The organism is Fusobacterium sp. DD2, assembly GCF_018205345.1.
Classification (GTDB): domain Bacteria; phylum Fusobacteriota; class Fusobacteriia; order Fusobacteriales; family Fusobacteriaceae; genus Fusobacterium_A.
Map to the genome: position 1 here is coordinate 28062 of NZ_JADRHM010000014.1, position 13792 is coordinate 41853.

The 13792-nt window shown below is 31.5% G+C and carries 12 protein-coding genes; all 12 read left to right on the forward strand.

Annotation, left to right across the window (positions count from 1 at the left end; translation table 11 throughout):
- The first annotated feature begins 32 nt into the window (after positions 1-32).
- The 12 genes from IX290_RS03650 (at position 33) to IX290_RS03705 (ending at position 13727) form a co-directional block, all read left to right on the forward strand.
- Complete coding sequence (locus tag IX290_RS03650; RefSeq protein ID WP_211491857.1) at positions 33-458, forward strand: ankyrin repeat domain-containing protein; 426 nt, start codon at positions 33-35, stop codon at positions 456-458.
- A gap of 173 nt (positions 459-631) precedes the next feature.
- Positions 632-2617 (forward strand): excinuclease ABC subunit UvrB, encoded by a 1986-nt coding sequence (gene uvrB / locus IX290_RS03655; RefSeq protein ID WP_211491858.1) that lies wholly within the window; start codon positions 632-634, stop codon positions 2615-2617.
- Positions 2618-2626: 9 nt separating this feature from the next.
- Positions 2627-3847 (forward strand): exodeoxyribonuclease VII large subunit, encoded by a 1221-nt coding sequence (xseA, locus tag IX290_RS03660; protein WP_211491859.1) that lies wholly within the window; start codon positions 2627-2629, stop codon positions 3845-3847.
- The gene (locus IX290_RS03665) at positions 3828-4520 is read left to right on the forward strand and encodes a tetratricopeptide repeat protein (RefSeq protein WP_211491860.1); all 693 of its coding nucleotides are present in this window, start codon (positions 3828-3830) and stop codon (positions 4518-4520) included. Before xseA ends, IX290_RS03665 begins: the two co-directional genes overlap by 20 nt.
- A 10-nt stretch (positions 4521-4530) precedes the next feature.
- Entirely contained in the window at positions 4531-5592 is a 1062-nt protein-coding gene (dprA, locus tag IX290_RS03670) for a DNA-processing protein DprA (protein ID WP_211491861.1), read from the forward strand.
- A 75-nt stretch (positions 5593-5667) separates the two neighbouring features.
- Complete coding sequence (gene topA / locus IX290_RS03675) at positions 5668-7941, forward strand: type I DNA topoisomerase (RefSeq protein WP_349290739.1); 2274 nt, start codon at positions 5668-5670, stop codon at positions 7939-7941.
- The gene (trmFO, locus tag IX290_RS03680) at positions 7941-9254 is read left to right on the forward strand and encodes a methylenetetrahydrofolate--tRNA-(uracil(54)-C(5))-methyltransferase (FADH(2)-oxidizing) TrmFO (RefSeq protein ID WP_211491863.1); all 1314 of its coding nucleotides are present in this window, start codon (positions 7941-7943) and stop codon (positions 9252-9254) included. Before topA ends, trmFO begins: the two co-directional genes overlap by 1 nt.
- A 20-nt stretch (positions 9255-9274) precedes the next feature.
- Positions 9275-10153, forward strand: coding sequence for a tyrosine-type recombinase/integrase (locus tag IX290_RS03685; RefSeq protein ID WP_211491864.1), 879 nt, complete (start codon positions 9275-9277; stop codon positions 10151-10153).
- A 16-nt stretch (positions 10154-10169) separates the two neighbouring features.
- Positions 10170-10700 (forward strand): ATP-dependent protease subunit HslV, encoded by a 531-nt coding sequence (gene hslV, locus IX290_RS03690; RefSeq protein WP_211491865.1) that lies wholly within the window; start codon positions 10170-10172, stop codon positions 10698-10700.
- Between the two features lie 17 nt (positions 10701-10717).
- Positions 10718-11833 carry a ribosome biogenesis GTPase YqeH gene (gene yqeH, locus IX290_RS03695; protein WP_211491866.1) on the forward strand — a complete coding sequence of 372 codons (1116 nt, stop codon included), beginning with the start codon at positions 10718-10720 and terminating at the stop codon, positions 11831-11833.
- 3 nt (positions 11834-11836) lie between these two features.
- Entirely contained in the window at positions 11837-12319 is a 483-nt protein-coding gene (locus IX290_RS03700) for a hypothetical protein (protein ID WP_249168835.1), read from the forward strand.
- 16 nt (positions 12320-12335) lie between these two features.
- Complete coding sequence (locus IX290_RS03705; RefSeq protein ID WP_211491867.1) at positions 12336-13727, forward strand: FAD-binding protein; 1392 nt, start codon at positions 12336-12338, stop codon at positions 13725-13727.
- Positions 13728-13792 lie beyond the last annotated feature (65 nt).

Genomic DNA, 13792 nt, shown 5'->3' on the forward strand with positions numbered 1-13792 from the left:
AAAAATAAAGGAGATTATTTACAGAAGGCAAAATGGAACTTTTAAAATTTGTTGAAGAAAATGACTTAGAAGGGTTTAAAGATAATTTAGACATGGATTCAATGGAAGAACAAGATAGTGATAGAAATACTATTTTACACCATTGTGTTGATATGGACAAAATTGATTTTGTGGACACGTTATTATATAATGGGGCTGATCCTAATATAAAAAACAAGGATGGAAACACACCTCTACATATTGCTGCACAGAAAGATTTAGGAAAGATAATGGAATTACTTCTTGAATTTGGTGGAGATATTGATATAAAGAATAACCGTCAAAGAACAGTGCTAAATCTTGCAAATGTGGGAAAAGCAAAAAAGGTATTGAAAGCTATAGAAAATAGTGGTGCAGATTATGACTTCACATCTGGTGTTGAGAAAATAAGTCATCACAGAAAATTTGAAGATTTCTAATACTTTTGCAAATTGATATAAATGCAATGTTAATAAAGACTCTGGATATAAAACCAGGGTCTTTTTTATGTGATCTGGTAAATAAATAAGGTTAAATAAATAAGATATAGTATAGCAAGTAAAAATATTTATGTTATAATTAAACTGTAAAGAAATTGAGGTAAGGTGGTAAAATGTTTAAGTTGCACTCAAATTATCAGCCTACTGGGGATCAACCAGAGGCAATAAAAAAAATTGCTGAAAATATAAATGATGGTATAACAGATCAGGTTTTATTAGGAGTAACAGGGTCTGGTAAAACTTTTACCATTGCAAATATAATAAAAGAAACAGATAGACCTGCACTTATTTTGGCACCTAATAAGACTTTGGCAGCTCAGTTATATTCGGAGTATAAAAAGTTTTTTCCAGAAAATGCAGTTGAATATTTCGTATCTTATTACGATTACTATCAGCCAGAAGCATATATTGCAGTAACAGATACATATATTGAGAAAGATTCATCTGTAAATGATGAGATAGAAAAATTAAGACAGGCTGCAACTGCCGCTCTTATTAACAGAAGAGATGTAATAATTGTGGCATCTGTGTCAGCTATTTATGGATTGGGATCAGCTGAAACTTATAAGAAAATGACTATTCCAATAGATAGACAGACTGGAATATCCAGAAAAGAGTTAATTGAAAGACTTATAAGTATAAGATATGAAAGAAATGATATTGCTTTTGAAAGAGGTAAATTTAGAATAAAAGGTGACGTAATAGATGTATATCCTACTTATATGGAAACAGGATATAGATTGGAATTTTGGGGAGAAGATTTGGAACAAATGTCTGAAATAAATACTTTAACTGGTCAGACTATTAAACGTAATTTAGAGAGAATAATGATATACCCAGCAACTCAATATTTAACAGCTGATGGGGATATAGAAAGAATAATTGCAGAGATACAAAGGGACAAAATTGCTGAAGTTGAGGCTTTTGAAAAAGAGGGAAAACTTTTAGAGGCTCAAAGATTAAAACAGAGAACAGATTATGATATAGAAATGATAAGAGAGATAGGATATTGTAAAGGAATAGAAAATTATTCCAGATATCTTTCAGGAAAGAAACCTGGAGAAACTCCAGATACACTTCTTGAGTATTTCCCAAGAGATTTTGTAACATATATTGATGAATCGCACATATCAGTACCACAGATTCGTGGAATGTATAATGGAGATAGAGCAAGAAAAGAATCTTTAGTAAAGAATGGTTTTAGACTTAAAGCAGCTTTAGATAATAGGCCATTGAGATTTGAAGAGTTTAGGAACATAACAGGTCAGACAGTATTTGTTTCTGCTACACCTGGAGATTATGAATTGGAAGTTTCAAATGGAAATATTGCAGAGCAACTAATTAGACCAACAGGAGTTTTAGATCCTGAAATAGAGGTTCGTCCAACTAAAAATCAAGTGGATGATCTTATGGAAGAGATTAGAAAAAGAGCTGAAAAGAAAGAGAGAGTTCTTGTAACAACACTAACTAAGAAAATGGCTGAGGAGCTTACAGAGTACTATATTGGTTATGGATTAAGAGTTAAATATATGCACTCAGATATTGACACATTGGAAAGAATAGATATAATAAATGGGTTGAGAAAAGGAGAATTTGATGTGCTTGTAGGAATAAACCTTTTACGTGAAGGGCTTGATATTCCTGAGGTGTCATTAGTAGCAATACTTGAAGCAGATAAAGAGGGATTTTTAAGAAGCAGAAGATCTTTAGTACAAACTATAGGGCGTGCTGCAAGAAATGTGGAAGGTAGAGTTATATTATATGGAGATGTGATGACTGATTCTATGCGTGAGGCAATAGAAGAAACAAATAGAAGAAGAAAGATTCAAAATGAGTATAATATATATAATAATATAGATCCAAAGAGTGTAGTAAGAGAGATTGCTGAAGAGATGGTTAATCTGGATTATGGAATTTCTGAAGAATCTTTTGAAGAAGCCAGAGAGAAGAAGGTATTCTCATCAAGAAAAGATATTGAAAAAGAGATATCAAAACTTGAAAAAGAGATAAAAAGATTATCACAAGAATTGGATTTTGAAACTGCAATTGTTAAAAGAGATGAAATGATTAAATTGAAAAAGTTATTATTAGAATTTTAAGGGGTAATTATGTTTGAAGAAAGAACTTATACAGTAACTGAATTAAATAAAAGGGTAAAAGGGTACTTAGAGGGAAATAGTGAATTTAGAGAATTTTTCTTAGAAGGGGAGATGTCAGGAGTCACTTATTATAAAAGTGGACATCTTTATTTCAATCTGAAAGATAAAAATGCTCAGGTAAAATGTGCAGCATTTAGTTATAAATTCAAAAAAATACCTGAAGATTTAAAAGATGGAGATGCAGTAAAATTATTTGGAGATGTTGGATTTTACGAAGCAAGAGGAGATTTTCAAGTCCTTGTAAGACATATTGAAAAACAGAGTAAATTAGGTCAGATGTATGCAGAACTTGAAAAGGTAAAAAAAGAGATGGAAAAAGCTGGATATTTTGATCCATCAAAGAAGAAACCACTGCCATCATATCCTAAAAATATAGGTGTTGTAACTGCACTTACTGGAGCAGCAGTGCAGGATATAATAAAAACAATTAAAAAAAGAGATGACAGAATAAATATATATGTATACCCTGCTAAAGTTCAGGGAACTGGATCTAAAGAGGAAATCGTTAAAGGGATAGAAGTGCTTAATAGGATTCCTGAAATCGATCTTATAATTGCTGGTAGAGGTGGAGGAAGTGCTGAGGACTTATGGGCATTTAATGAAAGAGAAACAGCAATGGCTTATTTTAATTCGGAAAAACCTATAATTTCAGCTGTTGGGCATGAAGTTGATTTTATGTTAACAGATCTCACTGCAGATGCAAGAGCAGCTACTCCTACACAGGCAGTAGAGATGTCTGTTCCTGAAAAAGTTAAAAGCGTAGAAAATGTTCAGGATAGAATAAGATATGTAAGAACTCTTTTATTGGGAAAAGTTGAAAGAATGAAAAAAGAACTTAGACTTAGAGAGGAAAATTACTATATTAAAAACTTTTCAAAAACAATTGAAGAGAAAAATCAAAGTTTAATAGATCGTGAAAAAGAGATTAAAAGTCTTATGGAACTTAGTATAAGTAAATTTCAGAATGAATTTGATAAAAGAATACATAAGCTTATGGCATTAAATCCATTGAGTACACTGGAAAGAGGTTATAGTGTAGCAACTAAAGGGGATAAGGTCATAAAGAGTGTAGAAGATATAGAAGTTAATGATGAGATGAATATAAAAGTTTTAGATGGAACAATAAAAGGAATTGTGAAGGAGAAAATTTATGAAAAAAACATTGATTAGTCTGCTTGCATTAGCAGTATTTAATTTTTCATATGGAGAAGAGGTATACACTGTTGTAAGAACTGTTACACCATATATGACAGAAGAACAGCAGGAAATGAGTCAACGTTGGGAAAGAATAAAAAAAATGGATGCTCAAATAACATATCAACCAGACAAAAATGTGCTGAGACAGATTCATGATGATTATGACAACGAGTTTAAAATTTATATGGAGTATTTAAAAGAGAATCCTTCTGAACTTTTCCGTGTTGGAGATTATTATTTTAGAAGCGGTAGATATGAGAAAGCTTATGAAGTTTTTTCACAGGGTACTGGAGATGTAAAAAGTATGTTTGGTGCTGCTACTGCTGCAAGATTTTTAGCAGATAATGTAAATGCATTGAAATTTTATAACGAAATAATAGAAAAAAATCCAAAATTTTATGAGGCTTATCTTGGAAGAGGAATCATAAATAGAAATATGGGTAACTATGAAGGTGCTATAAGTGACTTTAAAAAATACATGGAATTTGTTCAGAATGAATCTGTATATTTAGGATTAGGAGATTCATATCTTGCTTCAGGAAAGTATGTAGAGGCTAAAAACATATTGGAGATTGGTAGAAGCAAATTCCCACAATCATCGCTTATAAAGGAGATGTTGATGAAAGCATACTCAAATTTAAAATAGGGGGAATTTAATGGAATGGTTTAGACTTGAAGCAACAGGGGTGAGAAGAGGGACACAGAGAATACTTTTAAAAAGATTTGAAAATTATGAGGATATTTTTAAATTGGGGAAGAGTTATTTAACAATGGCAATGAAAATAGATAACGATGAGGTTGAGAAAATTTATCTTTCAAAAGATATAGATCTGTTATCTGAATTAAAAAAGTTGGAAGATAGTGGAGTTGGAGTTTTATTTTTAAAAAGTAAGAATTATCCTGTAGAACTAAAAAATATTGCACAACCTCCAATATTTATCTATTATAAGGGAAATATCGATCTTTTAAAAGGCAGAAAAATAGCAGTAGTTGGAACAAGAAAAGCAACTACATATGGTAAGATAACATGTGAAAAATTTGTACGGGAATTAGTTGAAAACAGTATTACAACTGTAAGTGGTTTAGCATTGGGAATAGATGGAGTATGTCATAAAATAACTTTGGACAATAATGGTAAAACTATAGCAGTTGTAGGAAGTGGACTGGATATGATATATCCTAGTAGAAATGAAAAACTTTGGAAAAGGATTGAAAGATATGGTCTTTTATTAAGTGAATTTCCATTGGGGACAGAACCTTTTACCTATAATTTTCCTTTAAGGAATAGGATAATTGTTGGGTTGTCCAGAGGAGTTTTAGTTGTTGAAAGTCAAAAAAAGGGAGGTAGTTTAATAACTGCTGAACTTGCATTAGAAGAGGGGAGAGATGTTTTCGCTGTACCAGGAGATATTTTTTCACCATGTTCAGAGGGAACTAATATGCTTATAAAAAATAGTCAGGCAAAATTGGTATCTGATGTCAATGATATATTGAGTGAATATGGTTGGGAAAGCGATAAATTGGATATCACAAAAAAATTAAATTTGACAGAACATGAAATAAAAATATACAATGTTCTTGATAGAGAAAAAAATCTTGATGAAATTATACTTGAAAGTTCGATGAAAGCTGGAGAGATTCTCTCTATTTTAATGGAATTAGAGGTAAAGAAAATAATTTGTAGTGTACCTGGAGGGAAGTATCGAAGAAGGGTATAGATAAAATATTGATTTTTTTCGTATAATTTAGTAGAATGTTACGGGAAAAGAAAGGAACCGATAGGGGTGAAAAATGTGGCAGTTAAAAAAAATCTGGTGATAGTTGAGTCACCTGCAAAAGCTAAAACAATTGAAAAGATTTTGGGGAAAAAATTTCAAGTTGTAGCATCTTTTGGTCATGTTAGAGACCTGCCAAAAAGTAAACTTGGTGTAGATGTTGAGAATGGTTTTACACCATCGTACAACACAATTAAGGGAAAAGGTGAAGTAATAAAAACCTTAAAAAGTTATGCAAAGAAATCTGATAAAGTTTATCTGGCATCTGACCCGGATAGAGAGGGAGAGGCAATTGCATGGCATATTGCTCACGCTTTAAAATTAGATGAAAATGCTGATAACAGAATTGAATTTAATGAGATTACAGAAAATGCTATAAAGGAGTCTATTTTACATCCTAGAAAAATAGATATGGATAAAGTAAATGCACAACAGGCAAGAAGAATACTTGATAGACTTGTTGGATATGGAATAAGTTCTCTTCTATGGAAATGTATTGCTTCAAATACAAGTGCAGGGAGAGTACAATCAGTTGCATTAAAACTTATTTGTGATCTTGAAGATAAAATAAAAGCATTTGTTCCAGTTAAGTTCTGGGATATAAAAGGAGATTTTACAGGAAATCTTAATTTAGCATTATATAAAATCGAAGATAAAAAAGTTGATAAACTTACAGAAGAAAAATATGTAAAAGAGATAAAAAAACTTGAGAAAAAGGATTTTGAAATAAGTCAGGCAAAAGTTAGTAAAAAGACTAAGAATTCGCCTAATCCTTTAAAAACAAGTACTCTTCAGCAACTGGCATCTTCTTATCTTGGATTTTCAGCTTCTAAGACAATGAGAGTAGCTCAAGGTCTTTATGAAGGTGTAGATGTAGATGGAACTCATAAAGGGCTTATTACTTATATGAGAACTGACTCAATAAGAATTTCAGAAGTAGCTCAGGAAATGGCGAAAAAATATATATTGGAAAATTTTGGTAAAGAATATTTAGGTACTAAAAAGACAAGCAAGAGCAAACAAAAAATTCAGGATGCTCACGAAGGAATAAGACCTACAGATATCAATCTTACACCAGAATTTTTAAGTAAATATTTAGATGCAGATCAATTAAAGTTATATAGATTGATTTGGGAGAGATTTTTAATTTCTCAATTAGCTCCAATGAAATATGAACAATTTGAACTTGTAGCATCACGTGATAAGTTTGATTTCAGAGGAACTATCAACAAGATAATTTTTGATGGATATTACAAGGTATTTAAAGATGAAGAGGATTTACCACTTGGAGATTTCCCTGATATAAATGTTGGGGATAAAGTTTTACTTGAAAAACTAAATATAAAAGAGGACTATACAAAAGCTCCTTCAAGATTTACTGAATCATCTTTAGTTAAAAAATTAGAATCTGAAGGAATAGGTAGACCATCTACTTATGCAGCAATAATAGAAACTTTAAAGAAAAGAGAATATGTGAAACTTGAAGGAAAAAGTTTTGTTCCTTCAGCACTGGGTTATGAAATAAAAGATGTGTTAGAAGAAAACTTCCCAAATATAATGAATGTTAAATTTACTGCAGAACTTGAAAATGAGCTTGATGATGTTGCAGATGGACATAAAGATTGGGTAGGACTTTTATCGATATTCTACAAGGAGCTAAAAGAATATATTGATAAATTTAAGGTAAAAGTAGAAGAAGAAGCAAACAGAATAATAGAATCAGATATGCCTTGTCCTTGTGGAAAAGGAAACATGATAATGAAGACAGGAAGATTTGGAAGATATCTCGCATGTCCTGTATCTGAAGAAGATGGAGGATGTAAAGAGAAAATCTCTCTTAAAGGAATTGAGATAGATCCCGAAGAGATCAAAGAGGGTAAAATCTTTGTAAAAAATAGAGTTCAGGAGTTATTAAAAGAGAAAAAAGGTAGACCTACTGATGTAAAGACAGATAAAGGGGATATCTATCTGTTAAAAGTTGGAAGATATGGTGCATATCTTGAGAGTGAAAAATATTCTGAAGATAAACTTAGAATGCCACTTCCATCAGAAATTAGAAAAAAATTAAAAAACAATGAAATTATAGAAAAAAATGGAATTGTTCAGATAAATGGACTTCTTCAAGCTATAAAAGATGAAGAAGATAGAATAATTAAAGAAGCTGGAGTCTGTGAAAAATGCGGAAAACCATTTAAAATTGGAAGAGGAAGATGGGGAAAATTCTTAGCATGTACAGGATATCCAGAATGTAAAAATATTAGAAAGATACCAAAACCTAAAGAGGAGAAATAATGACAGGAAACAAAGAAGTAATAGTAGTAGGTGCTGGACTGGCAGGAAGTGAAGCTGCTTATCAGCTGGCAAAAAGAGGAATAAAAGTTAAACTTTATGAAATGAAGTCTAAAAAGAAAACTGAGGCTCATAAAAGTGAGTATTTTGGAGAATTAGTATGTAGTAATTCACTTGGAGCTGATAATCTTGCTAATGCTTCAGGTCTTATGAAAGAGGAATTAAGAAGACTTGACTCATTGCTTGTAAGAATAGCAGATAAGCATAGAGTACCTGCAGGGCAGGCATTAGCAGTTGATAGGGAAGGTTTTGCCAGTGAGATAACAGAAACATTGAAAAGCATGGAAAATATTGAGATTATTGAGGAGGAATTAACTGAGATTCCTAAAGATAAAATAGTTTTGATAGCTTCTGGTCCTTTAACATCTAAAGATTTATCAGATAAAATAGGAGAGTTAACTCATAGTGGATATCTTTATTTCTATGATGCTGCAGCACCAATAGTTACTGCAGATTCAATAAATATGGATATTGCATATCGTCAATCTCGTTATGGAAAGGGAGATGGAGAGTATATAAACTGTCCAATGAATAAAGAAGAGTATTATAATTTTTATAATGCACTTATCAATGCAGAGAGAGTTCCATTAAAAGCATTTGAAGAGGAGAAAATATTTGATGCATGTATGCCAGTGGAGAGAATAGCCATGACTGGAGAGAGAACACTTGTATTTGGACCACTTAAACCTAAGGGATTGATAAATCCTAAAACTGATAAAATGGACTATGCAGTAGTTCAACTTAGACAAGATGATAAAGATGGAAAATTATATAATATTGTTGGATTCCAAACTAACCTGAAATGGAGAGAACAGAAAAAAGTATTTACAATGATCCCTGGATTAGAAAATGCAGAATTTGTTAGATATGGAGTAATGCATAGAAATACATTTATAAATTCTACAAAACTTCTTGATGAAACTTTAAAATTAAAAGGAAATGATAATGTATATTTTGGCGGTCAAATTACTGGAAGTGAAGGATACGTTTCTTCAATAGCTACTGGAATGATGGCAGCTATAAATATTGCACATAGATTGGAAGGAAAAGAACCATTTATATTAGATGATAGAAGTGCTATTGGTGCTATGGTCAAATATATAACTGAGGAAAAGAAAAATTTTCAACCTATGGGACCAAACTTTGGAATTATAAGAAGTTTGGATGTTAAAATAAGAGATAAAAAAGAGCGTTATAATGAGGTTTCAAAAATTGCTCTTGCTTATCTTGACACAAAATTACATGAGATTAGATAAACATAAGCAGGTGTGTATAGATGGAAAATGAAAATTTTGAAAAAAATATAAGAGAATATCTATATTTTGCAGAATTTGGAGAGAATAAAAGTCAAAATACTATCTTATCACTAAAGAAAGACCTTTTTCAGTTTTCAAAATATCTTTTAGAGATTGAAAAAACTGAAAGTGCTAAAGAGGTTTCTTCAGTTATGATAAGAGGGTTTATACTTTTTTTGCAGGAAAATGGTAATTCTAAACGTACCATTAATAGGAAGCTCTCTTCTTTAAGATCATTTTTCAAATATCTTGTTAGAAACAATATAGTATACCAAAATCCAGCTGAAATAGTGGCATCTCCATCTTTTTCTGTTGAAAAACCAGATGTATTAACTATTGAAGAGATAAATAGTTTAAGAGAGGTGATTTCACTTAAGACAGCTAATGGAATAAGAGATAGGCTTATGCTTGAGCTTTTATACTCAAGTGGTATTACTACAGTAGAGTTGCTTAGTGTGGGAGAGGGAGTTTTTGATTTAGATAAAAGAGAACTCTATGTTACAAATGGGAAAAATAATAGAATAGTATTTTTTAGTGAAAGAGTTCGTAAATATTTTAAAGACTATGTAGAAGCAAAAAAAAAGAAATATAAGGAAAAATACAATCCAGATATACTTTTTGTCAATGGATCAGGAAATAGATTAAGTGACAGATCCTTGAGAAGAATAATTGATAGATATGCCAAAAAAGCAGGAATAGAAAGAGAGATCAGTCCATATAGCTTTAGGCATACTTTTGCTGTGCATATGCTTTCTCATGGTATGGATGTACTATATGTAAAGGAATTAATGGGACACGTTAATATTGAAAGTACAAAACTTTATGAACAGATGATAAGCGGTGTAACATTGAATTTATAAATAAGGAGTGAACACAATGATTAAAGCAACTACAATAATAGCTATAAAAAAAGATGGTAAAGTTGCAATGGCAGGAGATGGACAAGTTACCTTTGGTGACGTTGTATTTAAAAATAATGCCAAGAAGATAAGAAAAATTGAAAAATATAAAGTAATGGCTGGTTTTGCAGGAGCAGCAGCTGACGCTTTTGCTTTAATGGATAAATTTGAAGCAAAACTTGTTGAGTTTGAAGGAAATTTAAAAAAGTCTGCAGTGGAACTTGCAAAAGAGTGGAGAACAGATAAGGCTTTAAGAGTTTTAGATGCTATGTTAATTGTAGCTGATAAAGATACTATCCTTATCCTTTCTGGGAATGGAGATGTTATAGAGCCAGATGGAAATATAGCAGCTATAGGTAGTGGAGGAAACTATGCTTATGCTGCTGCAAAAGCATTACTAAACCATGTGGACACAATGACAGCAGAAGAGATAGCAAAAGAAGCTATGTCAATAGCTGGAGATATATGTATATACACAAATAAGAATATTATCTGTGATGTAATCTAAAAATAAGGAGAGATATTATGAGTGAGAAAGTCTGTATAGGTTGCGGTATTGAACTGCAATGTGATGATCCCAACAAAAGTGGATACCTTCCACCTGAAAAATTTAATGATTCGCATGATCATTATTGCCAAAGATGTTTTAAAATAAAAAATTATGGACAATATATTCCTGTAAAACTTACAAGAGATGATTATAGAGAAGTTGTACAAAAAGAGATGCAAGATGCCAAAGTTGCAATAGCAGTATTTGATATTATTGACTTTGAAGGATCTTTTGATGATGAGATATTAGATGTGTTAAGAGAGATGGACTCAATAGTTGTAATAAATAAACTTGATTTGATTCCAGATCAAAAACACCCTTCAGAAGTTGCAAACTGGGTAAAAGGAAGACTTGCAGAAGAGGGGATAGCCCCACTTGATATAGCTATAGTAAGCAGTAAAAATGGATATGGAATTAATGGGATTTATAAGAAAATAAAATTTTTCTATCCAGATGGTGTGCAAGCTATAGTACTAGGAGTTACTAATGTTGGTAAATCTAGTATTGTAAATAGATTGGTAGGAGCTAAAACTGCTACTGTTTCTAAATATCCAGGAACAACTTTAAAAAGTGTTAAGAGACAGATACCACATACAAATATAGTATTAGTTGATACTCCAGGATTAATTCCTGAAGGAAGAATATCTGATATGGTATGTGAAAAATGTAATTTAAAGATGGTTCCTTCTAATGAAATATCTAGAAAAACATTTAAAGTAGCTAAAAATAGAGTTCTAATTGTTGGACAACTAATCTGGTTTAAAGTTTTAAATGATGATGGTATAAAACCTATTTTTTCACTTTATGCAGCTAAAGATGTAATGTTCCATGAGACAAATGTTGAAAAAATGAAAGAATTTATTGAAACAGATAAAGGTAATATGTTGAATCCACCTTGTGACAGCTGTAGAGAAAGTTACAATGCTTTAGAAAAAGTGAAACATAGATTAACTATTAAAGCAGGACAGGAACTGGCAATAAAAGGTTTAGGATGGATATCTGTTAAAAGAGGACCTTTAGAAATAGAACTTGTTTGTCCAAAAGAAGCTGGAATAGTAATAAGACCTGCTTTTATAAAACCAAAGAGATAGAAAATGGCAAGCAAAGATAAAAAAATAGAGTCTTTTATCATGTGGTTGTTTATAATAGTAGCAGTTGTTGTAGCTGTTGTATTAGGAACTTTCAGTGTAAAAGATATAAGAGAATCCAAAAAAGCAGAAAATGTTGTAAATGATTTAACTGAACTCAGAATAGCTCTTGAAAAGTATTATCAAGTAAGCAGACATTACCCTGAACTGACAAAAGATGGAGCAAAGGATAATTTAAAACTACTTGATTATATAGATGAAAATGGTAAAAAAATATCTTTTGCTGATATTTATGGACATAATACAATGCCTAAAACTTCAGCAACAGAAAGCATAACTGAGAATAATGAAGTATTTGATACGAAAAATTTTGACAATGGAACAGAAACAGGTGGATGGAATTATGATTATGCCAACCAGACTGGAGAGATTCATGCAAATTTGAAAGATAATGCTTATTCTCAGGGAATAAAATGGCAAGAATACTAGTGGGAGGATGTTGTTAATGAAGTATGATATTATATTTTTAGGTGGCGGACAAGCTGGAGTATTTGGAGCTTATGAAGCTGTTGAGAAAAATCCAGATCTTAAGATACTTATACTTGATAAAGGAAAGATGTTAACTCAGAGAGTTTGTCCAAAAGAAAATATAGGAACATGTGTTAATTGCCCAACTTGTTCAATTATTTATGGAATGAGCGGAGCAGGAGCATTTTCAGACTCAAAATTCAATATGGATTATAGAGTAGGTGGAGATGTGCATGTTATCACAGGAAAACAGATTGTAAATGAAACAATACTTGATGTAGTTAAAGTATATAGAAAATTTGGTTTCAATGAAGAGCCAACTGGACTTAGATACAATAGTGCAATGGAAAAGATAAAAAGAGGATGTATAGAGAATGGGATTCAGCTTGTAGATACTCCTACAATGCACCTTGGAACAGACGGTTCAAGAAAACTGTATACTAAGTTGATAGAATACCTTATGTCAAAAGGGGTAGAGTTTGTAACTGAAAGAGAACTTGATAAACTAATAGTTGATGACAACAGAGTTAGAGGAGTAATTGTAACACATAGAGGTCAGGAAGAGAAATATTATTCGGATCATGTTGTTGCAGGTTTAGGAAGAAGTGGTGCAAAGAAAATGATGGAACTTTGCCAACTTCACAATATTAAATATGAAAATGGTGCTATTGATATCGGTGTAAGAGCTGAAATACCAGACATCATCATGAAAGAGATAAATGAAAATTTCTATGAAGCAAAAATGATCTATTATTCAAGAAACTACAGAGATAAGATGAGAACTTTCTGTAGTAACCCAAGTGGATTTATAGCAGCTGAAAAATATGATGATTTTGTTCTTGCAAATGGACACGCATATAAAGATAGAAAATCTACAAATACAAATCTTGCACTTTTATGTACTAAGAAATTTACAAAACCATTTAATCAGCCTTTTGAATATGCAACAGCTATTGCTAAAATGTCTGCAATGTTAACAGGTGGAAAATTGATGGTTCAATCTTATGCAGATTTAAAAGAAGGACGTAGATCTACTGATGAAAGATTAGCAAGATTAAATATAGTACCTACAACAGAGGATTATGTAGCAGGAGATATTGCTCTAGCATGTCCTCAAAGACTTTTAGATAATATAATGGAATTTATTGAAGTATTAGATAAAATTACTCCAGGATTTGCTTCAGGAGACCTATTACTTTACTTCCCAGAGATAAAATTTAGAAGCACTAGAATAGAAATTGATAAAAATATGGAAACAAGCATGCAAGGACTTTATGCAGTTGGAGACAGTTCAGGATATGGAAGTGGACTTAATATTGCTGCAGTAATGGGAATACTTGCTGTAAGAGATATTTTAAGTAAAAAATAGTTGTAATATATATTTTTAGGTAAAAATGGTACTTTATTTCTCAAAAACTGAGAAAAAAAGTATCA